We start from the raw sequence: 24,709 nt of genomic DNA, 5'->3' as shown, positions 1-24,709 counted from the left end.
ATCATGAGCATTCAGTGTCCAACGACGTCGGATGAAGTCATCAATCACGAAGATGGTTTATGCCCAAAGCCCGTCTTTTGTGCTTTCTATCGAAGAGAACTGGAAACCCTATACAAAGTAAGCCAATTGCTGGGCCGTTCCCTCAATTTGCATGATACGGCACGAGAAGTGCTGCGACTGCTGCATGAAGAAGGGCGATTGCATTATGGCATGATCTGTCTGCTCGACAAGGAAAGCGGACTGCTACGGATCATCGACATTCATCAGGACGAAGCCACCTTTACCAAGAATGTCAGCTATTTGCCCGGAGAGGGTATTGTCGGTTCCATCTTGAGCGAAAAGAAATTGATCGTTGTGCCACGCATCGCCGAAGAACCGCGCTTTCTGGATCGTCTCGGTGTCTATGATCCGCGCCGGCCCTTTATCGGTGCGCCCATCTTTCTGGGCTCGAATGATCCCGTCGGCGTGTTCGCCGCGCAACCGAACTATGCGGACAAGTTTCTCGAAGACAATGCCAAACTGATGCAGATGATCGCTTCGCTCATCGGGCAGGCAATCTTGCTGTCCAGCTCGGTGCAGGAAGAGCAGGAAAAACTGCGCGAAGAACGCGACAGCCTGCGTCGGCGGGTCAAGCGTCAGCATGGGTTTGAAAATATCATCGGAGAAACCGAGGCCATGCGGCTGGTGTTCGATCAGGTGCGCATGGTCGCCAAATGGAACACCACTGTGTTGATCCGCGGCGAGAGTGGCACCGGCAAGGAATTGATTGCCAACGCCATCCATTACAATTCGCCGCGCGCCAATGAACCTTACCTCAAGCTCAACTGCGCCGCATTGCCGGACAATCTGCTGGAGTCGGAACTATTCGGTCACGAGAAGGGAGCCTTTACCGGCGCGACCTCCATGCGCAAGGGCCGCTTTGAACAGGCTGATGGTGGAACGCTCTTTCTCGACGAAATCGGCGAAATCACGCCCGCCTTCCAATCCAAGCTTCTGCGTGTGTTGCAGGAGGGCGAATTCGAGCGCGTCGGTGGCAACAAGACCCACAAGGTGGATGTGCGCATCATCGCGGCCACCAACAAGGATCTGGAAGCTGCCGTGGAAGCGGGAGACTTCCGCGAAGACCTTTATTATCGCCTCAATGTGATGGCCATTCAGATGCCATCTCTCAAGGATCGTATGGATGACATTCCAGAACTGGCGCGATTCCTGATTGGCAAGATCAGCCAGCAGCAAGGTCGGCCACTTTCGCTCAAGGATAGCGCTGTGCGTCTTCTCATGCGACACAGTTGGCCCGGCAATGTGCGTGAGCTGGAAAACTGCCTGGAACGTGCCTCGGTGATGAGCCCAAATGGAATCATTGATCGCGATGTGGTTTCTCTCTCCGGCCTGCCGGAAAAGACACTTGTCGGTGTACCGGCTCAACCTTTGCCGCCGGTCTTGAAAACCCCTGCCGCCGAAGAAACGACATCGGCGGAGAAGGCCTGGCAGAATGAAGAGCTGGATGAACGCGAGCGGGTGATCGCTGCTCTGGAAGAGGCTGGCTGGGTGCAGGCCAAGGCCGCGCGCCTGCTGGACATGACACCGCGCCAGATTGCCTACCGCATCAAGATACTCGGAATCTCGGTCAGACGCATCTGACCGGGATACCTTCTCCTGCTTTCATAGTGAGCCTCCGGGCTTTCTCCTACAGACAGATAGAGTAAGGGATTGGTCGGTATGCCACAAAAACCGCCCCACGCCTGACGCGTGATTGTCGGAACTGCGACAAAACAAAAAATCCTATTCCGTCCTGAAAAATTATATATTTCAATGACATAGTAAAAATTATGCGTCTGGCACAGCCTTTGCAAATCTTTCTTCAACTATGGACCAATGCTGAAGAAAGGATCGGGACCCATGCTGGATGGAATGACGCAGGCGGACAAACAAACCGGATGTACACAAACTTCCTGTGGCAGCTCCAACGACCATTTGGATAAGATGCCCGACGCCATTCGAGAGCGCGTCAAGAACCATCCCTGCTATTCCGAAGAGGCGCACCATCACTATGCGCGCATGCATGTGGCTGTTGCTCCCGCATGTAACATTCAGTGCAACTATTGCAATCGCAAATATGACTGCGCCAACGAGAGCCGCCCCGGTGTTGTCTCAGAGCTTTTGACGCCGGAACAGGCCGTCCGGAAAACCTTGGCGGTGGCCGCCTCCATCCCGCAGATGACGGTTTTGGGCGTTGCTGGTCCCGGTGACCCGCTCGCCAATCCGGCGCGCACCTTCGAGACTTTCCGCATGCTGAGTGAACAGGCGCCGGACATAAAGCTTTGTGTCTCGACCAATGGCCTGTCGCTGCCGGACTGCGTGGATGAATTGCTGCAATATAATGTTGATCATGTGACCATAACCATAAATGCGGTCGATCCTGAAATCGGAGCCCAAATCTATCCTTGGATCTATTGGAACAACCGCCGTATGCGCGGGGTTAAAGCTGCCAAGATCCTGATCGAGCGCCAGCAGAAGGGTCTTGAGATGCTTATCGAGCGCGGGGTGCTGGTCAAGGTCAATTCGGTGCTCATTCCCGGCGTCAATGATGCGCATCTCAAAGAGGTCAGTCGCGTCATCAAGGCCAAAGGTGCCTTCCTGCATAATGTCATGCCGCTCATCACTGAACCGGAGCATGGCACCTATTATGGCGTGATGGGCCAACGTGCCCCAACCCAGCGGGAGTTGACCGAACTGCAAGATGCGTGCGGTGACATGAACATGATGCGTCACTGTCGTCAATGTCGCGCCGATGCTGTCGGTCTGCTTGGTGAGGATCGTGGCGAGGAATTCACACTCGACAAGATTGACGCGCTTGATGTCGATTATGCTGCGGCAATGGCAAAGCGGGCTAAGGTGCAGGCTGATATAGAGGCTGAGCGGCAGCGCCAGAAGGCGCGGCAATCCAGCCTAAAGGAACAGCTCAAAGCAGCCAATGGCAAAACACTCTTCACCGTCAATGGCCTGACGATGGAGCAACAGGCCCCGCTGGCGTCGGTTGCCTCTGGTGCCGTTGTCGATCGTGCCGAACAAGGCACCTTGCCGAGCGACTTAAGGTCCGTGCAAATGGCGGTGGCCAGCAGTGGGCAGGGGCTGATCAATCAGCATTTCGGCTCGGCTAGAGAATTCATGATCTATGAAGTCTCGCCAAAAGGCGCTCGTCTGATAGGTCATCGCAAGACGGCGCAATATTGCACCGGTCCTGTCAATTGCGGAGAGGGCGATGCGGCCTTGCCTGAAACCATCGAGATGCTCAAGGGCTGCGAAGTGGTGCTCTGTTCCAAAGTTGGCTTCAAGCCATGGGACCAGCTGGAAAGCGCAGGGATCATCCCCAATGGCGAACATGCCGATGAACCGATCGTTCCCGCTTTGATGGCCGTTTACAAAGAGATGCACACTTCCGGTGCCCTCGGGCCAGATTGTTCAAAAACCATCAGCGCATAGGGGTATATCATGTCATATGAAATCACGAACCTTTGCGTCAATTGTCATGCCTGCATGGATATTTGTCCGTCAGAGGCGATCAGCGTCGGGCTCAGTCAGTTTATCATCAACCCCAAGGCTTGCAACCATTGTGAAGGTGACTATGCCCACGCCCAGTGCGGCAGCATTTGTCCGGTTGAGGGTGCAATCCTTGATGAATTCGGCGAGGCAGTGAACCCGGCTGGCAGCCTGACAGGCATCCCGCCGGAGCGTGTCGCGCAACTCGTGGCAGAAGGGATTCTGTAAGCCCATGTCCTCCACCTTCGCAAGCAAGCCACCAGAAGAGATTGCTCCAGGGGTGAACTGGATCGGGGCGTTCGATCCTGATCTGCGCACCTTCGATCTGATCCTCAAGACTGCCAACGGCACCACTTACAACGCCTATGCCATTCAAGGGGCTGAAGGGGTGGCCATCATCGATACGGTGAAGGAGGCGTTCGCCGAGCAATTCTTTGCGCGCCTTGAAGCCGTAACGACCTATGATGCGATCACGGCAGTGGTGCTCAATCATCTCGAGCTTGATCATGCAGGCGCGTTGCCCGAGTTGATGCGTCGTGCGCCGCATGCTCATATCTATGTCTCGCAACGCGGGCTCAAGCTGCTACAGGCAACGCTGAAGGATGAGCTGCCCAACTATCACTATACGCTCACCGACGACGGTGACACGCTGGATCTTGGCGGACGCACCGTAAAATTTGTGCTGACACCTTATCTGCATTGGCCTGAAACCAAATGCAGCTTTCTGGTCGAGGACAGAATTCTATTCTCATGTGATGTGTTCGGCGCGCATTTCTGTGATGAGCGGCTCTATAACGATCTGGTCGGAGATTTCCGCTTTTCCTTTGAATATTACTTCAAGCATATCATGCGACCCTTCAAGAAATGGGTGTTGCAGGCCATGGACAAGATCGAGCCATTGGCCCCATTGATGATTGCTCCTTCACATGGGCCGATCTTGCGAGAGCGCCCGATGGACTATGTCAAAAGCTATCGAACGCTTTCCGGGTCCCATTTGCCTAACGAGCTATCCGCCAGAGAGAAGAGTCTGCTGATCTTCTATATGAGCGCCTATGGCGCCACGGCCGATATGGCGCGCTCGGTTTATGAAGGTGCCAGCAGCATCGAAGGGGTGCGGGTCTCTCTTTATGATTTGCAAGGCGGAGAGGTCGAACCCTTCGTCGATCTGATCGAGGGTGCCGATGGCATGATCTTTGGCTCGCCAACCATTAATGGTGATGCGGTCAAGCCCATCTGGGATCTGCTGGCTTCGCTCGTTGCGATTGACACACGGGGCAAGGTCGGGGCGGCCTTTGGTTCGTTTGGCTGGTCGGGCGAAGCCGTTCCAATGATCGAAGATCGCCTGCGAGGCCTCAAGATGCGTGTTCCGGAAAAGGGCAAGCGCATCAAGTTTCACCCAACAGAACAGGAGCTGGACGATTGTCGCCAATATGGACAGGCAATCGCCGAGCTTCTGGCTGGTAAGGCAAGGCCCAAAGTCATCGACTTTGCCGAACTCTGACTAGTAAAGGACCAAGGAGACAATCATGGCAAAAGGAAAACTGACATTCGCGGATATCGATGTGTCCGTCAATGTTCCTGCGGGAACGCGCGTTATCGAAGTATCCGAGAAAGTGGGGGCGGGCATCATCTATGGCTGTCGCGAGGGCGATTGCGGCACTTGCCTGATGAAAGTGGAAGACGGCATGGAAAATCTGTCCGAGCCGACTGTGTTGGAAGACAAGGTGCTCAAGGAAAATATGGCGGGCAAGGACATGCGTTGCGCCTGTCAGGCCCAGATCATCGGTGAAGGCGAAGTCAAGATCAAGCCAGCCTGAGCCGAACGGATCAAGGCAGACTGCAAGCTGCATGATAACCATATCAAAAACAGCTTGCCTTTTTACTCGACCAAGGAAGGACCAAGTAGAATGCCAAAGATCATATTTCAGCATCCAGAATTTGATGAAATGGAAATTTACGCGCCTGCCGGCAGCCATAAGAAGACCGTGTTGGAGTTGGCCAAAGAATACAAGGTTCCCATCCATTTCGATTGCGGCGACGGGGAGTGCGGCTCCTGTGTCATCAAGGTCAGCGATATCGATGGCGGCCCGACCCATATGGGCGTTCATATGACGGACAAGGAGAAGAATGTCCTGCAGGAGCTGGGCAAACTGAGCAGAGACGAGCTTGAAAAAGTCATTGTGAACGATATGCCAAGCGACTGGCGTCTGGCTTGTCAGATGATTGTGCGTGATGAAGATATCCGCATCACTTACGAGAGCGCATGATGTATATCGCAAGAGATGACGGGCTGAATATCGTCGAGACTACCAAAGCCAGTCTCGATCATCAGGCGCTCTACGAGCGCTTGATGTCTTGCGCCAGCGGGAAGGGCAATGATCCCTTCCTTGCGCAAATGCTCGCCAGTTGGATGAGCGGCAAGGGCGCACTACCGCGTTTCATGGGACTAAATGAAGAGACATTCAAGGCCATGATCAGTGGCTCATTTGCCCAGTTCAAAAATGCTGGACTGCAAACCCGCTGCGACATTGAACCGGACCGCGCAAGTGAACTGGAGGACGTCAAAACTCTGTTGCTCGACCATCGCAGCCATCGGAGCGATGAGGAACTATGGATTGCCCAGATCGTTGCGACCGGCTGCATGGGCTCGGACCATCTCTGGTCTGATCTGGGATTGTTTACGCGCAAGAGCCTTGGCGAGATGCTACTGTATAATTTTCGTCCGCTCGCCGAGCAAAACATCAACAATATGCGCTGGAAAAAATTCTTCTATCGTCAGCTTTGCGCCAAAGAGGGCTTTATTCTCTGTCGGTCTCCCAGTTGCGAAACATGCAGTGAATATGATGTCTGTTTTGCTCCAGAGGGCGCCTGAACATAGGCTTGCTAGGCATTCTGTTAGACCGCGAAACTGTCCGCTTCTGGAGCTGCCTTCAAATGGACAGCCAGGGCATTGTCCATCGTGTCGGCATGCAGATCGAACCAGCGTGGCAGATCCTCGACAAAGGCCCGACCGAAGTCGAGATTGCCGGCTTGTACCTTTTCATTGATATAGTTCATCTGCTTGAGAACACGCTCATGCTCTTCGCGATGGTCTTCAAACCCTCTGAAGCCTGTTTCTTCCATGAGTTGGTCTTCAAGGGCGAAATGCTCTTGCGTATGTTCCAGAAGCTGTATGAACAAGGACTTGAATATGGATGGGTCTTGCGTTTCACCCAGCCTGTTTACAATCAGAGTAAATTCCTGATGGACAGAGTCCATTTCGTCAACACCAACTAGATGCCGACCTTCTTCCCACTCGATTAATGTCATCCTTGTGCCCCCACACATTAGAATTTCTACAGTTATAGCATAGCGTGCGACGAAACGGGAATAGCTGTTTTCTCCAGAAAGTCAGAAACATCCATTTCGATAATCTCTATGTTTTTCTTGTTGCAATAGCGGATTTCCTTGGGAGTCGGTTGTTTTATAAGTGCCCAACCAGCTGGAGATGCTGCATCATAGGTGATGTCTGACATGACCATGCGCTCCGTATCGCGCACAAACCGCATGCCCAGAAACAGATATTGCTTTTCTTTGCGATAGCTCTTCAGGAATGATGGCACACCGAACCCGCCCATCAGCTCTGTCAGATAGTCGACAAAATCAGCGTCAGAAGCGATAAAGCTGGCGGTCGGCTCAGGCGAACCGAGTGGCTTGAAAAGGATCGGTAGATCGTCCTTTAGCTCTTCAGGGCCAATGGGAACATAGCGCTCGCCATCATAACGGTTGATCGTGAACCTGTAATCTGTTCCTCCGATACGGGCTAGCCCACGCACGAGATAGTGCGGCGTGCCAGAATAGCTCTGTTGGAGCTGCAAGTCGCGGTTGATGTCGATGACATAAGGTGGGGCCACAGACTTGATCCAGTCATGCAGCGCCGCACGGCTCCAGTCCTCTGCCTTATATAGACGTGTGAGAAACTGCTCGATGAAGCGACGCCCGCGTTTGAGTTCGAGATTCATTGCAGCGCGCGGGAACTCATACATCAGTTTGGGCGCCATCGGGCGTCCCTTGTTCATGGCAAGGATAAGGCTGTCGCTATCGGCGGGCATTGGTTCACCGCTCGATCGATTGCACGCATCAAACAGCACGCCCGGTCCGAGATAGGGGACGACCTCACCACTGCGGATCTTGTCCATAATTTGCTCGATGCTTGCCTGTGTCATCTCATGCCTGCCAATCGTTGGTGCCAATTTGTCTTGATGGATAGGCAAGCAAAAAACGAACCATATTATAAATTATAGATAAGATATTGAATTATCGTGATAATCCTGTTTTGGGATTTTGTCGTATTTGCGACAGACAATAGGAGAGACTGGTCCAATTGTCGCCTGATTAGGCAGCGGCTGTAGCAGTGACGGCTTTGTCGCGCAGATCTGACAAAGACACACGACATCATGTCGCCATTGCGACAATTCCCCTTTTTCAATGTCACTCTTCCAACGCTCGAATTTTGCTGAATTAAAAAATATAACATTGAAAAAACAACGGGTTAACCAAACTTTTCAGAACTGGCACACCCCTTGCAATTCCCTTTGGCAGACACCGTTTCGTGAACCCGTTTGTTTGCGGAACCCACGGAACTCAACAAGCCTCAAGGAGAAGACCTATGGCACTTCGTCAATGCGCAATTTACGGCAAGGGGGGCATCGGTAAGTCCACCACCACGCAGAACCTCGTTGCTGGCCTCGCAGAGCTTGGCAAAAAAGTCATGATCGTCGGCTGCGACCCAAAAGCAGACTCCACGCGCCTTATTCTGCATGCAAAAGCCCAGACCACCATTATGCACCTGGCTGCGGAAGCAGGGTCTGTCGAAGATCTGGAACTGGATGATGTTCTGAAGGTCGGTTTCGGCGACATCAAGTGCGTTGAATCCGGTGGCCCAGAACCTGGCGTTGGGTGCGCTGGGCGCGGTGTTATTACGGCCATCAACTTCCTTGAGGAAGAAGGGGCCTATGAAGAAGATATGGACTTCGTCTTCTATGACGTGCTCGGGGACGTGGTTTGCGGCGGGTTCGCCATGCCAATTCGTGAAAACAAGGCGCAGGAAATCTATATCGTCTGCTCCGGTGAGATGATGGCCATGTATGCCGCCAACAACATTTCCAAAGGCATCGTGAAATACGCCAATTCCGGTAGCGTGCGTCTTGCTGGCCTCATTTGCAACTCCCGTAACACCGACCGCGAAGACGAACTGATCGAAGCTCTGGCTGCAAAGCTAGGGACCCGGATGATCCATTTCGTCCCGCGCGACAACGTTGTGCAGCACGCTGAAATCCGTCGCATGACCGTGATCGAATATGATCCGAAAGCCAAGCAGGCTCAAGAATATCGCGATCTGGCTCAAAAGATCATCGACAATGATCGCTTTGTCATTCCGGAACCAATTTCCATGGATGATCTGGAAGATCTGCTGATGGAATTCGGCATCATGGAAGTCGAAGACGAGAGCATCGTTGGGAAAACTGCCGACAGCGCTGTGGCCTGAGCCTTGTAAGCATTCACTTTGAACTGTTGATCAAGGTGTGGGGCGCATGAGCTCCCACCTTAGAACGGGAAAATGAATATGTCTGAAATGACAAGAGAACAGACCGAAGCCCTCATTCAAGAGGTGCTCGAAGTCTACCCCGAGAAAGCGCAAAAGGACCGCGCCAAGCATTTGACGATCAACGATCAGGAGATCGAGAAGTCGAGCAAATGCATTACCTCCAACCGTAAATCCCTTCCCGGTGTCATGACCATCCGTGGCTGTGCCTATGCTGGGTCCAAGGGCGTGGTTTGGGGGCCGGTCAAGGACATGATCCATCTGTCTCATGGCCCTGTTGGCTGCGGCCAATATTCCCGCGCTGGGCGCCGAAACTATTATGTCGGAAACACTGGCGTCGATACGTTCGGAACAATTAATTTCACCTCCGACTTTCAGGAGAAGGATATTGTTTTCGGCGGCGACAAAAAGCTGAACAAGATCGTTGATGAAATCAACATGCTGTTCCCGCTGGCCAAAGGTCTGTCCATCCAGTCCGAATGCCCGATTGGCTTGATCGGTGATGATATTGAAGCCGTCGCCAAGCAGAAGGGCAAGGAACTGAACAAGACAATCGTGCCGGTACGGTGCGAAGGCTTCCGCGGTGTTTCTCAGTCTCTCGGGCACCATATTGCCAACGACGCCATCCGTGACTGGGTCATAGATCCGGCAACCGGCAAGGAATTTGAATCCACCGATTACGACGTCACTATCATTGGCGACTACAACATTGGTGGCGACGCATGGGCTTCGCGTATTCTGCTTGAAGAAATGGGCCTGCGCGTGATTGCTCAATGGTCAGGCGATGGCACACTGGCGGAAATGGAAAATACGCCGAAGGCCAAGCTGAACCTGCTGCACTGCTACCGCTCCATGAACTACATCTCCCGTTATATGGAAGAGAAGTTTGGCGTGCCCTGGATGGAATATAACTTCTTTGGCCCAACCAAAATCGAAGAATCCCTGCGCGCGATTGCCGCCCAGTTTGATGACAAGATCAAGGAAGGTGCAGAGAAGGTCATCGAGAAATACAAGCCGCAATGGCAAGCTGTGGTCGACAAATATCGTCCGCGTCTGGAAGGCAAGCGCGTCATGCTTTATGTCGGTGGTTTGCGTCCACGCCATATCATCGGTGCCTACGAAGATCTGGGTATGGAAGTTGTCGGCACGGGTTACGAATTCGCTCATAATGACGACTATGATCGCACCATCGCCGAAGTGGGCAACGCAACCCTCATCTATGATGACGTAACGGGCTATGAATTCGAAGAATTCGTCAAGCGCGTCAAGCCGGATCTCATCGGCTCGGGCATCAAGGAAAAATACATCTTCCAGAAGATGGGTATCCCATTCCGCCAGATGCATTCATGGGACTATTCCGGCCCATATCATGGCTATGACGGCTTTGCGATCTTTGCTCGCGACATGGACATGACTCTCAACAATCCTTGCTGGGACAGCATGACCCCACCATGGAAGCGCATGGGCGATGAAACCGCGATTGCTGCGGAATGATCCGGCACCAGAGACATCACTTCTCTCCAACACTTCGTGAGTTCACAGATTGGTGGCGCGAAGGAGGACCAAATGAACCAAGTCGTTGATAATATCAAACCCAGCTATCCTCTCTTCAAGGAAGAGGAGTATGAGAAATCTCTGGGTGACAAACGGGCTCTGTTCGAAGAGAAACATGAGCCGTCCAAAGTTGACGAAATCTTCGAATGGACCACGTCCGAAGAATATAAAGAGCTGAACTTTTCCCGAGAAGCTCTCACCATCAACCCGGCCAAAGCCTGTCAGCCACTTGGCGCTGTGCTTTGTTCGCTCGGCTTCGAAAATACCTTGCCTTATGTGCATGGGTCTCAGGGCTGTGTGGCTTACTTCCGCACCTATTTCAACCGCCATTTTAAGGAGCCGGTCGCCTGTGTTTCCGACTCCATGATCGAAGATGCGGCGGTGTTTGGTGGCCAGAAAAATATGTTCGACGGGCTCGAGAACGCCCGTGCCCTTTATAAGCCAGACATGATCATGGTCTCCACAACCTGCATGGCCGAGGTGATCGGTGATGACCTCAACGCCTTCATCGGCAACTCCCGCAAGGAAGGGCATATTCCGGAAGACTTCCCGGTTCCGTTCGCCCATACGCCAAGCTTTGTTGGCTCCCACACCACTGGTTGGGACAATATGTTCGAAGGCACCATCCGCTATTTCACGCTTAATAGCATGGAAGACAAGGAAGTTGGCTCGAACGGCAAAATCAACATTGTGCCGGGCTTTGAAACCTATCTTGGCAACTACCGTGTGCTGCATCGCTACATGAAGGAAATGGGCGTCGACTATTCGCTGCTCTGTGATCCTTCCGAAGTGCTGGATACGCCTGCTGATGGCAAATACCGCATGTATTCAGGCGGCACCACGCAGGATGAGGTGAAAGACGCACCAAATGCCAAGGATACGTTGCTGTTGCAGCCATGGCAGCTGGTCAAGACCCGCAAATACACCAAGAACACATGGAAGCATGAAACCCCTGCCATCAACATTCCGATGGGGCTTAAGGGAACCGATGACTTCCTGATGAAGGTTGCCGAGATTTCCGGCAAGGACATTCCGGCTTCTCTGGAAATCGAACGCGGTCGCCTTGTCGACATGATGACCGACAGTCACGCCTGGCTCCATGGCAAGAAATACGCCATCTGGGGAGATGCAGACTTTGTCATGGGCCTGACGGCCTTCTTGCTCGAGCTGGGTGCCGAACCAACGCACATCCTTTGCAACCACGCCAACAAGCGCTGGAAGAAAGCCATGGACAAGATGTTGGCCGACAGCCCTTATGGCAAGGATTGCGAAGTGCATAACGGCAAGGATCTGTGGCACTTGCGGTCCCTGATCTTCACCAACCGGCCGGACTTCATGATTGGCAACTCCTACGGCAAGTTCATTGAACGCGACACCCTGAAGAAGGGGCCGGAGTTCCAGGTGCCTCTGGTACGTATCGGCTTCCCGATCTTTGACCGTCATCACCTGCATCGCTCGACCACTCTGGGCTATGAGGGCGCAATGACCATCCTGACGACGCTGACCAACGCCGTTCTGGAAAAGTTGGACAAGGACACCATGGAAATGGGTGTTACCGACTTCAACTACGATCTGGTGCGCTAAGCATCGGCCACATATCGCATCCATGTTCCCTCCGTCACCTTATGCGTGGCGGAGGGCGCACAGGGTGAAAAGGAGACCGAAATGCCAAACGTAATGCTCAGATACAACGACAAGGGTGATCTGCTGTTCTATGTGGCCAAGAAGGACCTTGAGGAAGTGATTGCTTCCGTTGAGACCAACACGGATGAAGCATGGGGCGGTACGGTGGAGCTTTCCAACGGAGACAAGTTCTTCATTGATCCGATTTCCCCGCCACCCGAATTCCCGACCACACTGCGCTTCAAGCGCGGTTAGCCATTCCTACCGGACTTTGTCTCGCCTGAAAGGAGATAGACCATGGCAATGATGATCAATGCAGATGTTTGCACCGCTTGCGGCGACTGTGAATCAACCTGTCCGTCTAATGCAATTTCCCCCCGTAAAGGTGTCTATTACATCGATCCCGCCCTCTGCAATGAATGCGAAGGCATTCATGACAGCCCCCAGTGTATGGAAGGCTGTTTTGAGGAAGACTGCATCGTTCCGGCTGAGTAGTCGTCGAGGGGAGGGACGCGAACATCACCTGCAGCCTGTTGTTCCTCACTGAGTTCGCGTCCCTTTTTTGTGTAACACATTTGAATCTGGATCGGAGGTCCAACATGACCGCCCCGTTGTCGCGCGAGATCGCCTTGCGCATTGGCCTTGCGGCAAATGACTTGCCCGGCATTGACGCCGGTGCCCTGATTTCCATTCTTGGTGCGGCGGTCGGCTTGCCGATGACTGAGGAGAAATTTGCCAATCTCGGAATGAAGCATTTTCGTCAGGCCGGCGGGGAAGCCTTCATCAAGATACCTGGCGATCAGCTCAAGGCGGCACTGCGCATCCTCAAGGGAGATGGCGTGGAGGAGACGCCCGAGGATGTGTCTGTCGATCTTTACCAAGATGGCGATATGCCCGGTTCCATACGCGTTGCCTGCGCGTCCAATTCGGCTGAAGAAATGGACGGTCATTTTGGTTCCTGTCGCCGTTTTCTGGTCTATCAGGTTTCGGGCCGGGAAGCCCGTTTGATTGATATCCGTTCTACACGTGATGGAGAGGATGCCGAGGACAAGAACAAATGGCGCGCCTCTCTGATCGCTGATTGCGAAGTTCTCTATGTGATTTCCATCGGCGGCCCTGCTGCTGCCAAAGTGGTTCGTGCTGGTATCCATCCCATAAAATTGCCAGCCAGCAGGCAGGCGCGGGATATTCTGGCTGATCTGCAGCATGTTTTGGCCGAAAATCCGCCACCATGGCTGGCACGTGTCATGGGACAAGAGGCCAAAAGCCTTACGCCTTTTCTGGAGGAAATGGAAGAATGATCGACGCTGCGCTACTTGATGATGTCGCGGGGGAAGTCTCTGCACAGGGGCCTGGCGAGGAAATCTCCGCCTATCTGCGGAGCAAATGGCCCAAGGTTCATTTCACCTATTGTCAGGATGACGACATCACAACAGCGCAGCCGATCAGAGAACACAAGACATTCAATCTCTATCTGGTCGTGGGCGGAGAGGGCTGCATCAGCTTCACTTCATCCGAGCAGACTGCGACGGGCATCGTTGTGGCAGAAGTTGAAGAGTGGGAGGAATGATGGAAGATCTTTTGGAAAAGACCATGGCAGAGCCAGTCAAGGAATTCGAACCGCGGATTGCGCAGCTCAAGGAGATTTGCAGCAAGATCAAACCCGGAACCCATCATGTTTCACTGGTCGAGGCCATCAGCACCATTTTGCCTGATCTTTCCTTTCGCTATCGCACAACGCTTAGTGGCTGGTATCGTCTGGGCGGGCTGGTCGACGATGAGGGCAACCGCATCGCTACCAATCTGAGGCAATGGGCCGAGGCGGAATCAGATCACGATATGTTTGCCCTTTATGAGCAATATGGCGGAGCGGACTATTACACCACACGTCTTGACGGCAAATGCCACTATTTTGTGGCGCCAACAGGCAAGGGGGCAGCCGACTTTGTTCAGCTTAAGGTAGAAGAAATGACGGAGGTGATTGATCGTCCCCTGTTCGTCAATGATCTGGTGCCAGATGATCTGGAAGATCTGCTTGATCCGCAAGGGGCTTTTGCTGCCCGTGTCGCCCCTACCGAGATTACTCCACCGCGCTATGTCTTTCATTCCATCACCGATATCAGGGCTCTTGTGAGCAACCAGCTTTCTTCGGAAGGGTCTGATCTGCGCTATATCCGTTTTCTGGAAGAGTGGGGCAAAACCACAGCCTCCAGCAAGCAGCGATTTTCCGATCACTTTGTCCTCAAGCTCTTGCCTTTTCTGGATCGCTTTGGCGAGCGCAAAACGGAAGCAACGCCCGTTCCCGTTAAAAAACTGCCGTTGCCGAGCGACAATGTCGCCAACATGAGCGGAACCAACCTGTCGCACTTCCTCAAGGAATATGACAAGAATGCCGGTTTCCCCATGGCCTGGTATTTCAACATGCTGGTCGAACAGAAGATATGGCCGCAGATCGCTACAGCCGTCTATATGGACCATCAGCGCAATTACCGTTATCTGGCGGACAAAGACCTTGAAGTGCTCGAGAACTGGATTCGGTTTCCTTATGTTTTTGGGGCGGGCGCTTTGCCGACATTGTTGTAACACCTGCCAAATTGTCGCTTTTGCTACATTGGGTAAATCTATATTTTGTAACTATTTCAATATATTAGGGTGTGGCACAGACCTTGCTAGTTAGAAAGGCAGATATTTCTTTTAGTGAGGTTTGTGGCCAATGAAACAAAGTGAAATTGCTCAACTGCTTGATGAGCCCGCCTGCGAACATAACCACAAATCCAAATCCGGCTGTGCCAGACCAAAGCCGGGGGCTGCTGCTGGTGGCTGTTGTTTTGACGGCGCCCAGATCGCGCTGCTCCCCATCGCTGATGTTGCTCATATCGTTCATGGCTCCATCGCCTGCGCAGGCAGTGCTTGGGACAATCGGGGCAGCCGGTCTTCCGGTGCGAAGCTCTATAAGCTGGGCCTCACCACCGATCTCACCGAGCAAGATGTGATCATGGGACGCGGCGAGAAGCGCCTGTTCCATTCGATTAAACAAGCCATCAATGAGCAAAATCCTGAAGCTGTGTTCGTCTATAATACCTGCGTTCCTGCTCTTATCGGTGATGATATCGGAGCTGTCTGCAAGGCTGCACAACAGCGCTGGGGGGTGCCGGTTGTGCCTGTCGATGCTGCCGGTTTCTATGGCACGAAAAACCTTGGCAACCGCATTGCCGGCGAGACAATGGTGCGCCATGTGATCGGAACCCGAGAGCCGGATCCTGTGCCCGCTCATCTCGAGCGTGAAGGCATCACCGTCCATGATATAGCGCTGATCGGTGAATATAACATCGCGGGCGAATTGTGGCATGTGCAGCCACTGTTTGATGAATTGGGGCTGCGCATTCTCGGTTCCCTTTCAGGGGATGCGCGCTTTCGTGAAGTGCAGACCATGCACCGCTCCGAAGTCAATATGATGGTCTGCTCCAAGGCCATGATCAACGTCGCCCGCAAGCTCAAGGAAGGCTTCGGCACCCCATGGTTTGAGGGGAGTTTCTATGGCATTCGCGATATGGGTATCGCGCTGAGAGACTTTGCCCGTCTGATCGACGATCCATCCCTTACAGAACGCACAGAAGCGCTGATCAAGCGCGAAGAGGCGAGCGTATATGCACGATTGGCCCCCTTTAAGGAGCGCCTCGAGGGCAAGCGTGTGTTGCTCTATACCGGTGGCGTGAAGGCCTGGTCCATTATCTCGGCCCTTCAGGACCTGGGCATGGATGTGGTGGCTACATCGACCCGCAAGTCCACCGAGCAGGATAAGGCCAAGATTCGCGAGCTGATGGGAGACAAGACCGTCATGCTGGACGAAAGCCAGGGCGCACGGGCGTTGATAGACATGGTCAACGATACTGGAACAGATATCCTCATCGCTGGTGGACGCAACATGTATACCGCCCTCAAGGCACGGATTCCCTTCCTGCATATCAATCAGGAGCGTGAACTGGCCTATGCGGGCTATGAGGGCATGATCACCTTTGCCGAGCAGATCCTGCAAGCGGTGGATAGCCCCATCTGGCAAGCTGTGCGCGCGCCTGCGCCTTGGCAGAAATCTCTCAATGTGGCCGCGGCGGAGTAAGCAACATGGCAGATATCATCAAACGCAATAAAGCTCTATCCGTCAGCCCTCTCAAGGCCAGCAGCTCGCTAGGGGCGGCGCTTGCCTTTCTGGGTATTCGTGACACGATTGCCATGCTGCATGGCGCGCAAGGCTGTACCGCTTATGGCAAAATCTATCTGATCGGCCATTTTCGCGAACCAGTTGCCTTGCAGACAACGGCGATGGATCAGGTCAGCACCATTATGGGGTCTGATGAGAATGTGGTCGAGGGCTTGAAGACCCTCTATGACAAATTTCAGCCAGCTCTTGTCGGCATCCCGACAACCGGCCTCTCGGAAACACAGGGGGCCGACGTCAACGGGGCCGTGGCGACCTTCCGTAAAGCTCATCCCGAATGCTTCAAAACCGCTGTCGTGCCGGTTGAAACCCCAGATTATGTGGGCTCCCTTGAAGCCGGTTTTGCCAAGGCCGTTTATGAAATGATCAATCGCCTTGTGCCTGAGGCGAAGAAAAAGGGCGGCGTGCCATCCAACCGACAGGTCAATATTCTAGTCAATGCATCGCTGACCCCGGCAGATATCGACGAGATCAAGGATATGGTGGAAGCTTTTGGTCTGTTGCCAATTGTTCTGCCTGATCTTTCCACTAGCCTTGATGGGCATCTGGATGAGAAGGACTTCAATCCTCTGACCACGGGTGGCACCTGTGTCGGCGATTTTGAAATATTGCACAAGGCTTCTGCAACGATTGTGATCGGCGCAAGCATGGCACCCGCTGCTGATTTGCTTTTGGAACGCACGGGAGTCCCGGACCATCGCTTTGACCATCTGATGGGGCTCGAAGCAATGGATCGTTTCATTCTGACACTGCATGACCTGACAGGTCGCCCAGTGCCCAAACGCATAGAACGGCATCGCCAGCAATTGCAGGACGCGATGCTGGATACCCATTTCAATCTGGGGATGGGACGGGCAGCTGTGGCTGCCGATCCGGATTTGCTCAAGGCCTTTAGTGATCTTCTAGCGGGTATGGGATGTGAATTGGTTGCCGCTGTTGCGCCTTCCAATACCGCTCTACTCAAGCAAGTCTTCGCCAAAGAGGTCAAAATCGGAGATCTGCAGGAGCTAGAGAAATTTGCTCAGGCTGGCGGTGCAGATCTGCTGATCGGAAACGCTCATTGTGCCGCCAGTGCCGAACGACTGGGGCTGCCACTGCTGAGAGCCGGTTTCCCGCAATATGATCGTATGGGCGCGTCGTCGCGTTGCTGGGTCGGTTACAAGGGATCAAAGCAGACCCTGTTTGATTTGGCAAACTTGCTTATCGAAACCGAACAGGGCGCAGTTGAGCCATACAGATCCATCTACGCACAGGTTCAGGACAGGGAGGGGGAGAGCCATGGCCCAGATCAGCCGCATGCTCACTTTGGTGGATGGCACCATTGATGACGGATTTGAAGACGGAGCACTGAAAATCGCCTTCGCCACCAGCGATCAACACCACGTGGACCAGCATTTCGGAACCTGCGAGAGCTTTGCAGTCTATTTGGTGACCCGCGATGAGGCGCATTTTCATCAGAGCATCGCGTTTGAGCAAGCCGCAAAGGATGGCAGTGAAGACAAGCTGCAGGCACGTATAGCGGCGCTCGAAGGGGTGGCTGCGGTTTATTGCCGGGCTGTTGGAGCGTCTGCCATTGCCCAACTTAAGCAATCGGGTGTTCAGCCCATAAAGGTGAAAGACGGCACAATGATCAAGCATCAGCTCGGTCTCTTTCAAGAAGAGCTGAAGGGAGACCCGGCATTCTGGGTGCTGCGTGCGTTGGAAAGCGTAAAGGGCCTGCGCGATGACCCGCGCCGGTTTGATGACATGGAAACCGAAGGTTGGAGCGAATGAGGACGATATGAGCGATTGGGACCACATGGTAGTCGAACAGGATGATCCGGCACTGGTATCTCCTTTCATTTTGGAGATGGTACGTCAGATCAGGGCCGTGGATTCCTACGGTATATGGGACAAATCGGGTGCGCATGAAATCATCGACCCCTACATCCTGACCAAAGAGCGCAAGCGGCAGGTGCCCGTGATCGGGGACCCTGACGAAGACATCATTGTCAGGATCAAGGCTTGGTATAACGCGCTTTCGACCAGCATCGAAGCCAAAACGGGCCTGATGGCCGTTCCCCTCATTCATCTGACCTATGAAGGGTTCGGACGGGTGATTATCGCGGTGGGCAAGCTGATCGTCTTTGACAAGAATTTGCGCGATGTCCACCGCTTCGGCTTCAAGTCGCTCGAGCATATGCAGCAAGAGGCCGAAAAGATTATCACGAAGGCGTCGGCGCTTATCGAAGACCATCGCGATGTTGCCAAGCTGTGACGTCCAGACCGTCAGAAAACGCTGGGCATTCAGAAGCAAATAGGGGATCAGACCATGGATGAAGCAGAGCTTAAAGCACTGACCAAAGCAGCCAGAAGAGCCAAACGCATCGCTTCGGAGAAAGCGATGGCGTTGCATGATCTGGTTGAAGATCGACTACCCGCCGCATTCGAAGAATTACCGCAGTTGGCAGAAGAAACATATGCCGCCTGTAAGGCGTGGGAAGAAGCCGAAGCTGCCAGCAAGGCCGCGCAGGCGACAGTTTGAGAGGAAAGCAAGAAATGACTGCAATTGTCGGATTGACGCTGGACGGCACCGAATGGACTCCCCAGTTCGTCAAGGCTCTCGATGCAAAGAAATGCATCGGGTGTGGCCGCTGCTACAGAGTGTGCGCCAGGGATGTGTTCGAACTGGTGGAGCGGGAAAGTCTCGATCTGGATGATGAAGACGAGGATCTCGATGATGATGATCCGTTCGGCGATGATGATGACGATGATGATGGATTTTCCGATGATACCAGCATGGTCATGTCGTTGAAGAATAATGGGGACTGCATAGGCTGCGAAGCTTGTTCGAAAATCTGTCCGAAAGGATGCTTTTCCCATACGACAAAAGAAGCCGCCTGATAGATTCTTCGATAAATCAATAGGTACAACAATGCCGCCGTCATGGCGGCATTGTCATTTTAATACTGTGTGTCAGGTGTGGTTTGTCAGTTTTGCGACAATGTATGTAGGTCGTTGTGTTGTGTAAAAATGATATAATTCAATAAGATAGGAGAGTGAATGGCTGCTGGCACGGCTCTTGCAATTTCATTGATAAGAAATGGAACCCGAGCTGAGAGGCACTATCATGTTGACACTCACCGACAAAGCACAAGAAACCCTGCAAGGCCTCATCGAAAAATCCGGCAAGCCGCTGACAGGCCTGCGCATCGCAGCCGATATGGCTGGCTGTGCCGGTGTGAAATATCGTCTGGCGCTGGTCTCAAATCCTGAGCCCGATGACCACATTGTCGAGTGTGGTCTGCTCAAGCTTTATGTCGTACCGCAGAATGCAGAAGTTCTTATCGGGACCACAATCGACTTCGCCGAGACTGAAAAAGGCGGAGGCTTCACTTTCGATAATCCGAATACCGCCGGAATGTGTGCCTGCGGCAAGAGTTTCGCCGCCTGATGCCTGTTTGGTGCTGGCGTCGCGCACCGATCATGAAAGCTTGGATCAATCTCGTTTGACTGGAAGGGTGGTTCGGGATGAATTTGCTGAGGCAAGTGACAATTGATGACACGACCCTGCGTGATGGGGAACAGAGCGCTGGCGTTGCCTTCACACGCGCCGAGAAATGCGCCATTGCGCGGGAGCTTGTGGCTGCCGGGGTGCCCGAACTGGAAGTGGGGATTCCAGCCATGGGCGACGACGAGCAGGAAACCATCCGCGCTATCGCCGGGCAGATTACAGGGCAGGGGCTGAATGCGCGATTGATCGTCTGGTGTCGCATGTGTGACTTCGATCTGGATGCGTCCCGCGATCTTGGTGTGGACATGATTGATCTGTCCATTCCCATGTCCGATGGGCAGATTTTTCACAAGCTCGGACAATCGCGAGACTATGTGCTCAGGCAGATCGCAACCATGGTCCCCAAGGCGCTTGATGCTGGCTTCGAGGTCATGGTTGGAGGAGAGGATTCCTCACGGGCAGATCTGGATTTTGTCTTGGAGGCCATGGAAACGGCTGCCAGAGCTGGCGCCCGTCGCTTCCGATTTGCCGATACAGTCGGCATCATGGAGCCTTTCGGTACGGCTGAAATCTTTCGTCAGTTGCGGTCCAACTCCGACCTTGAATTGGAAATGCATGCCCATGATGACTATGGTCTGGCGACAGCGAACTCTCTGGCTGCTGTTGTTGGGGGCGCAACCCATGTGAACACCACGGTCAATGGCTTGGGTGAGCGGGCGGGCAATGCTTCGCTTGAGGAGTTCGCAGCCGCGGTCGATAGGCTTTACCACGTACAGACCGGTGTGGATCAGCGCCAGTTTAGTGCCTTGTCGCAGATGGTGGCCCGGGCATCTGGACGTCCTGTCCCTCATCAGAAAAGCCTTGTGGGGGCCAGTGTCTTCACCCACGAAAGTGGCATTCATGTCGATGGGCTGGTGAAGAACAAGGAAACCTATCAGGGGCTCGATCCTGAATGGTTGGGACGCCAGCATGAACTGGTCTTGGGCAAGCATTCTGGCACCAAGGCAGTGCTGCATATCTATGGCACCATGGGCATAGCGCTAACCACCGGTCAGGCTAAGAGCATTTTGGAGAAGGTACGCTCCTTTGCCGAAACCTATAAGCGCACCCCGGCCCGTCAGGACCTCATGACTTTTCATCAACAGATTATGGCAAGTGAAATCGCCCATTGATCAGGCATAGCGGTACAGGAAAGGAAACGGACGATGCGAAACGAAGAGCTGGACGCAGAACTCTCTGACTTGGGAAGCGCAGAGGAATTTCTCGACTATTTCGAGATTGATTATGATCCCAAAGTGGTCATGGTCAATCGCTTGCACATCTTGCAGCGCTTTCACGATTATCTGGAAATGAAAAGTCGCATGCCTGTAGCCGGACAGTCTTGGTGGGATTTCTACACCGGTGAACTGAAAAAAGCCTACATGGATTTCGTTCAGTCGGACGCGCTGACCGAGAAGGTTTTTAAGGTTTTCAAAACCAACCAGCCGACTTTCGTTCCACTCGAAGACGTGTTGAGCTGACATGCTGGAAACACTCCCACCACCACGTTTTGATTATGGCGCAGAAGTGCGCGTTATTCGCAACCTGCGCAATGATGGCACTCATCCTGGCTCGGATAAGGGTACGCTTCTGGTTCGTCGCGGGGCGACCGGCATCGTGCGGGATGTGGGCACCTTTCTACAGGATCAGGTGATTTATACGGTGCACTTTACGATGGAAGATCTGATCGTAGGCTGCCGTGACAAAGAGTTAATCCCTGCGGACGCTCCATGGGTGCCGAACCGGTTTGAATTTGGTGACAAGGTCAAGGCAAAGGTTTTGCTTGGCATTGCAGGCGAAGTGGTGGCCTCTGTTGGCGACGGAGGAGAGATCATCAAAGTCATTCGGGATGACGCCATCATCGAAACTTTTGGCACCGTTGCCTATCATGTGCGTTTCCCCGGCCGCACGCTGCAAGTGCCGGAGATGGCGCTGGATAGGGCTATGGCAAAAGAACTGGAGCCAACCGCATGAGCGAGAAAGCAATGCTTCTGGCCTATCACCGCATGACGGCATCGTTGGCGGCCCATCAATGCCGCTTTGACGAGCTGCCCCAAACCGCACAAGACCGCATTCAGCAACAGGTGGAGCGGGCCCTTCAGATGGAGCAACTGGTGCTATCCAGTCCACTCGCTGCCGATGTCGTCATTCCGGATTCCTTGTTGCAAAAATCCATGTCCAGCATAAAGGGGCGTTATGAGGCTGAGACAGACTTCATCGCAGACCTTACCCTCAATGGTTTAACTCAATCTGGCCTAGAGCAGGCTTTGGCCCGCGAATTAAAAGCCGATGCAACGCTTGAAAGAGTGGCCTGGCAAGTGCCGCATGCCACAGAAGCCGAAGTGCGAGCATGGTATGACGCTCATCCAGAACGGTTCTCAATCGGTGAGACACGTGACGCCCGTCATATCCTCATCACGATCAATGAGGATATCGAGGAGAACCGGCGCGATGCCTCTCTTGAGCGCATCAATGGCGTGCTGGAGGAACTGGATGGAACCCAAGAGCGGTTTGCCGAAGCTGCCTTGCGCTATTCCGAATGTCCCAGCGCTCTGAATGGCGGCACTCTGGGGCGTGTGGTTAAAGACACGCTCTATGCTGAACTGGACCAAACTCTGTTTGCAATGGATGCAGACACAACGAGTGGCATTCTGGAAAGCGAAGCCGGGTTCCATATCCTCTATTGTGAAGCCATCTATCCAGCCCAAAAAGCGAGCTACGAGGAAGCCGCTCCCAAAATTAAAGCCGCGATAGACAAGAAGCGTCAAACTCAGGCGCAGAAGGCCTTTGTTGCCTCCTTGCTCAAGGATAATAACGTCGAGCGTAAGGTCGGCTAGCGGCGACATCTGTAAAAACAGAAAGAGATTATTTCCTTTGCTGTAACGACTATGTGGCTTTATTGTCGCCATGTTGTTCTTAAAGGAGAGTGTCTCATGGATCTTGTCGATGGTCTCAAGGCCTTTGTTGCCACTGCGCAAACCGGTTCCTTCACCGATGCTGCCGAGCGCATGGGCATATCCAACCGCTTGACGTCAAAATATGTCGCCGAACTGGAGGCGCGGATCGGTGCGCGTCTCTTGCAAAGGACCACGCGGAAGGTGGGCCTCACACCCGTGGGGGAAGATCTGTTGGCGAGAGCACCGGCCTTGCTGGATGAACTGGACGATCTGATTGGTTCAGTGCGTGAGGAATCCAAAGGTCTCTCTGGCCTCGTGCGCATTTCCGCTCCTGTTTCCTTTGGCGAAATCTATGTGGGCGATATGCTGCGCCGCTTCGTCGGCAATCATCCGCAGATGAATATCGATCTGCGCCTCAGCGACGCTTATGTGGATCTTGCTCGCGATGGCATTGATTTGGCCTTTCGCATCGGCACGCCCAGTGTCTCCTCACTTAAAATGCGCAAACTGGGAGATATGGGCTCAGCCATTGTGGCCTCTCCTGACTATTTGGAAACGCATGGCGAACCATCCACACCGCAAGACCTACTCGACCATATCTGTATGGTGGACGCCAACCGGCGCGATCCGACCCGATGGGTTTTTGTGAAGGAGGGAGAAAATATTGACGTTGTCATCAAGCGCCGTTTTGTCGTCAACAGCGCCAAAGTCGCTCGGGATTGGGCCGTGGCAGGGGACGCCATTGCCTATTGCCCGCGCTTTATCGTTGCGGATGATCTGGCTGAAGGGCGGCTGGTGCCTTTGCTGAGTGATTATCAGGGGCTCTCGACCCCATTGAGCGCCGTTTATCTGGATGGAACGGTGTTGCCGCGCAAGGTCAGGGCGATCATCGATTTCGCCTTGGAAGACATCAAGATCAACAGCCCGTTCTAAAAACATTTATTAGGAACAAAGTCAAGATAGTCATTCAATATAATTACCATTTCATTCTTAGATGGAAATGAGCATATTCACTTCAGACGAAACAAGCCGCCTAACAAAATAAGAAAACAGACGGCAGCGAAAACAAGGAGTGAGTAAAATGAATATTGCAATCGTAGGTGCAGGGAATATCGGTTCAGGTCTGGCAAGCGTACTGGCAAAAACCAGCCACAGCATTACGGTCGTTGACTCCGACAATGGCGTTGCAGCGGCGGCCAAGCTCAAGGAACAGGGCGTTGAAGTCAATGCCGGTGCATTGAAGCCATCTGTTGTTGCTGCCGATGTGGTGATCCTGGCAACCCCGTTCGCTGCTTCCAAGGCAATCGTTGCCGAAGCAGACTTTTCCGGCAAGGTCCTGATCGACGTATCCAACCCGATCACCGACGACTTCTCTGGCCTTCAGGTTGGCTTTACCAGCTCTGCAGCTGAAGAATTGTCCGCTCTTGCCCCCACAGCCAAAGTGGTCAAGGCCTTCAACACCGTGTTTGCCCAGCATTACGCATCTGGCCTCCAACTGAATGGCGAAGCGCTTCAGACATTCATTGCTTCCGATGATGACGCAGCCAAGGCTGTTGTTACGGGCCTCGCCGTTGAAATCGGTCTGGAACCGAAAGATGCTGGTCCGCTTTCTAACGCCCGCTATCTTGAGCCGCTTGGGTTCCTCAACATCAACTTCGGTTATGTTCTTGGCTACGGCACCCAGATCGCGCCAAAGTGGCTCTCTGAATAAATAAATCGCCCAGCAAAACACACTGATCTAAAAACAAATAGAATAATAAAAA

General features: G+C 53.3%; 30 protein-coding genes. 28 read left to right on the top strand and 2 right to left on the bottom strand.

What is annotated here, in order from left to right:
• Positions 1-3: 3 nt before the first annotated feature.
• From nifA to ACKPCT_RS08310, 7 genes are all read left to right on the top strand, one after another.
• Entirely contained in the window at positions 4-1,641 is a 1,638-nt protein-coding gene (gene nifA / locus ACKPCT_RS08340; protein WP_319516613.1) for a nif-specific transcriptional activator NifA, read from the top strand.
• A 258-nt stretch (positions 1,642-1,899) separates the two neighbouring features.
• Positions 1,900-3,483: a nitrogenase cofactor biosynthesis protein NifB gene (nifB, locus tag ACKPCT_RS08335; protein WP_319568938.1), complete on the top strand. Its 1,584-nt coding sequence runs from the start codon at positions 1,900-1,902 to the stop codon at positions 3,481-3,483.
• Positions 3,484-3,492: 9 nt separating this feature from the next.
• Positions 3,493-3,768, top strand: coding sequence for a 4Fe-4S binding protein (locus ACKPCT_RS08330; RefSeq protein WP_319568937.1), 276 nt, complete (start codon positions 3,493-3,495; stop codon positions 3,766-3,768).
• 4 nt (positions 3,769-3,772) lie between these two features.
• Positions 3,773-5,041 carry an FprA family A-type flavoprotein gene (locus tag ACKPCT_RS08325; RefSeq protein ID WP_319568936.1) on the top strand — a complete coding sequence of 423 codons (1,269 nt, stop codon included), beginning with the start codon at positions 3,773-3,775 and terminating at the stop codon, positions 5,039-5,041.
• 25 nt (positions 5,042-5,066) lie between these two features.
• The gene (locus tag ACKPCT_RS08320; RefSeq protein WP_319568935.1) at positions 5,067-5,357 is read left to right on the top strand and encodes a 2Fe-2S iron-sulfur cluster-binding protein; all 291 of its coding nucleotides are present in this window, start codon (positions 5,067-5,069) and stop codon (positions 5,355-5,357) included.
• Between the two features lie 90 nt (positions 5,358-5,447).
• Positions 5,448-5,807 carry a 2Fe-2S iron-sulfur cluster-binding protein gene (locus ACKPCT_RS08315; RefSeq protein WP_319568934.1) on the top strand — a complete coding sequence of 120 codons (360 nt, stop codon included), beginning with the start codon at positions 5,448-5,450 and terminating at the stop codon, positions 5,805-5,807.
• Positions 5,804-6,412 carry a nitrogen fixation protein NifQ gene (locus ACKPCT_RS08310; protein ID WP_319568933.1) on the top strand — a complete coding sequence of 203 codons (609 nt, stop codon included), beginning with the start codon at positions 5,804-5,806 and terminating at the stop codon, positions 6,410-6,412. The genes ACKPCT_RS08315 and ACKPCT_RS08310 overlap by 4 nt, the downstream gene beginning before the upstream one ends.
• A gap of 23 nt (positions 6,413-6,435) precedes the next feature.
• On the opposite strand, the gene ACKPCT_RS08305 is transcribed toward ACKPCT_RS08310, so the two are convergent.
• Together ACKPCT_RS08305 and ACKPCT_RS08300 are read right to left on the bottom strand one after the other, a co-directional pair.
• Positions 6,436-6,849: a bacteriohemerythrin gene (locus ACKPCT_RS08305; protein ID WP_175527886.1), complete on the bottom strand. Its 414-nt coding sequence runs from the start codon at positions 6,847-6,849 to the stop codon at positions 6,436-6,438.
• A gap of 32 nt (positions 6,850-6,881) precedes the next feature.
• Positions 6,882-7,745, bottom strand: coding sequence for an SIR2 family protein (locus ACKPCT_RS08300; RefSeq protein ID WP_090068483.1), 864 nt, complete (start codon positions 7,743-7,745; stop codon positions 6,882-6,884).
• Positions 7,746-8,188: 443 nt separating this feature from the next.
• Between ACKPCT_RS08300 and nifH the strand changes: the two genes are divergently transcribed.
• The 21 genes from nifH (at position 8,189) to ACKPCT_RS08195 (ending at position 24,657) form a co-directional block, all read left to right on the top strand.
• The gene (gene nifH, locus ACKPCT_RS08295) at positions 8,189-9,067 is read left to right on the top strand and encodes a nitrogenase iron protein (protein ID WP_319568932.1); all 879 of its coding nucleotides are present in this window, start codon (positions 8,189-8,191) and stop codon (positions 9,065-9,067) included.
• Positions 9,068-9,145: 78 nt separating this feature from the next.
• Positions 9,146-10,618 (top strand): nitrogenase molybdenum-iron protein alpha chain, encoded by a 1,473-nt coding sequence (gene nifD, locus ACKPCT_RS08290; protein ID WP_090068487.1) that lies wholly within the window; start codon positions 9,146-9,148, stop codon positions 10,616-10,618.
• A gap of 72 nt (positions 10,619-10,690) precedes the next feature.
• Positions 10,691-12,262 (top strand): nitrogenase molybdenum-iron protein subunit beta, encoded by a 1,572-nt coding sequence (gene nifK / locus ACKPCT_RS08285; protein WP_319516622.1) that lies wholly within the window; start codon positions 10,691-10,693, stop codon positions 12,260-12,262.
• A gap of 81 nt (positions 12,263-12,343) precedes the next feature.
• Positions 12,344-12,556, top strand: coding sequence for a putative nitrogen fixation protein NifT (gene nifT / locus ACKPCT_RS08280; RefSeq protein ID WP_090068491.1), 213 nt, complete (start codon positions 12,344-12,346; stop codon positions 12,554-12,556).
• 42 nt (positions 12,557-12,598) lie between these two features.
• On the top strand, positions 12,599-12,796 hold the full coding sequence (locus ACKPCT_RS08275; RefSeq protein ID WP_090068493.1) for a 4Fe-4S binding protein: 198 nt from the start codon (positions 12,599-12,601) through the stop codon (positions 12,794-12,796).
• A 104-nt stretch (positions 12,797-12,900) separates the two neighbouring features.
• Complete coding sequence (gene nifX, locus ACKPCT_RS08270) at positions 12,901-13,602, top strand: nitrogen fixation protein NifX (protein ID WP_319568931.1); 702 nt, start codon at positions 12,901-12,903, stop codon at positions 13,600-13,602.
• Entirely contained in the window at positions 13,599-13,871 is a 273-nt protein-coding gene (locus ACKPCT_RS08265; RefSeq protein ID WP_090068497.1) for a DUF6129 family protein, read from the top strand. The genes nifX and ACKPCT_RS08265 overlap by 4 nt, the downstream gene beginning before the upstream one ends.
• Positions 13,868-14,884, top strand: a complete 1,017-nt coding sequence (locus tag ACKPCT_RS08260) for a hypothetical protein (protein WP_319568930.1) — start codon at positions 13,868-13,870, stop codon at positions 14,882-14,884. Before ACKPCT_RS08265 ends, ACKPCT_RS08260 begins: the two co-directional genes overlap by 4 nt.
• Positions 14,885-15,014: 130 nt before the next feature.
• On the top strand, positions 15,015-16,418 hold the full coding sequence (gene nifE, locus ACKPCT_RS08255; RefSeq protein WP_319568929.1) for a nitrogenase iron-molybdenum cofactor biosynthesis protein NifE: 1,404 nt from the start codon (positions 15,015-15,017) through the stop codon (positions 16,416-16,418).
• Positions 16,419-16,423: 5 nt separating this feature from the next.
• On the top strand, positions 16,424-17,842 hold the full coding sequence (nifN, locus tag ACKPCT_RS08250) for a nitrogenase iron-molybdenum cofactor biosynthesis protein NifN (RefSeq protein ID WP_319568928.1): 1,419 nt from the start codon (positions 16,424-16,426) through the stop codon (positions 17,840-17,842).
• Complete coding sequence (locus ACKPCT_RS08245; protein WP_210186625.1) at positions 17,796-18,290, top strand: NifB/NifX family molybdenum-iron cluster-binding protein; 495 nt, start codon at positions 17,796-17,798, stop codon at positions 18,288-18,290. The genes nifN and ACKPCT_RS08245 overlap by 47 nt, the downstream gene beginning before the upstream one ends.
• Positions 18,291-18,297: 7 nt before the next feature.
• Entirely contained in the window at positions 18,298-18,774 is a 477-nt protein-coding gene (locus ACKPCT_RS08240) for a NifX-associated nitrogen fixation protein (protein ID WP_090068506.1), read from the top strand.
• 54 nt (positions 18,775-18,828) lie between these two features.
• The gene (locus ACKPCT_RS08235; protein ID WP_319568927.1) at positions 18,829-19,041 is read left to right on the top strand and encodes a CCE_0567 family metalloprotein; all 213 of its coding nucleotides are present in this window, start codon (positions 18,829-18,831) and stop codon (positions 19,039-19,041) included.
• Positions 19,042-19,055: 14 nt separating this feature from the next.
• A complete protein-coding gene (fdxB, locus tag ACKPCT_RS08230; protein ID WP_090068510.1) occupies positions 19,056-19,400 on the top strand; it encodes a ferredoxin III, nif-specific in 345 nt (114 codons plus the stop codon).
• Between the two features lie 226 nt (positions 19,401-19,626).
• Positions 19,627-19,950: a HesB/IscA family protein gene (locus tag ACKPCT_RS08225; protein WP_319568926.1), complete on the top strand. Its 324-nt coding sequence runs from the start codon at positions 19,627-19,629 to the stop codon at positions 19,948-19,950.
• Between the two features lie 77 nt (positions 19,951-20,027).
• On the top strand, positions 20,028-21,182 hold the full coding sequence (gene nifV, locus ACKPCT_RS08220) for a homocitrate synthase (protein WP_319568925.1): 1,155 nt from the start codon (positions 20,028-20,030) through the stop codon (positions 21,180-21,182).
• 33 nt (positions 21,183-21,215) lie between these two features.
• Entirely contained in the window at positions 21,216-21,530 is a 315-nt protein-coding gene (nifW, locus tag ACKPCT_RS08215) for a nitrogenase-stabilizing/protective protein NifW (protein ID WP_090068516.1), read from the top strand.
• Between the two features lies 1 nt (position 21,531).
• Entirely contained in the window at positions 21,532-22,023 is a 492-nt protein-coding gene (locus tag ACKPCT_RS08210; protein ID WP_319568924.1) for a nitrogen fixation protein NifZ, read from the top strand.
• On the top strand, positions 22,020-22,886 hold the full coding sequence (nifM, locus tag ACKPCT_RS08205) for a nitrogen fixation protein NifM (protein ID WP_319568923.1): 867 nt from the start codon (positions 22,020-22,022) through the stop codon (positions 22,884-22,886). The genes ACKPCT_RS08210 and nifM overlap by 4 nt, the downstream gene beginning before the upstream one ends.
• A 96-nt stretch (positions 22,887-22,982) precedes the next feature.
• Positions 22,983-23,879, top strand: a complete 897-nt coding sequence (locus ACKPCT_RS08200) for a LysR family transcriptional regulator (protein WP_090068522.1) — start codon at positions 22,983-22,985, stop codon at positions 23,877-23,879.
• A 148-nt stretch (positions 23,880-24,027) separates the two neighbouring features.
• A complete protein-coding gene (locus tag ACKPCT_RS08195; protein WP_407652461.1) occupies positions 24,028-24,657 on the top strand; it encodes an NADPH-dependent F420 reductase in 630 nt (209 codons plus the stop codon).
• Positions 24,658-24,709 lie beyond the last annotated feature (52 nt).

Source organism: Cohaesibacter marisflavi, from assembly GCF_963665895.2.
In the GTDB taxonomy this organism is placed as follows: Bacteria; Pseudomonadota; Alphaproteobacteria; order Rhizobiales; family Cohaesibacteraceae; genus Cohaesibacter; species Cohaesibacter marisflavi.
Note: the sequence above shows the minus strand (reverse complement) of the source record. Positions and strands in the feature narration are given on the sequence as shown.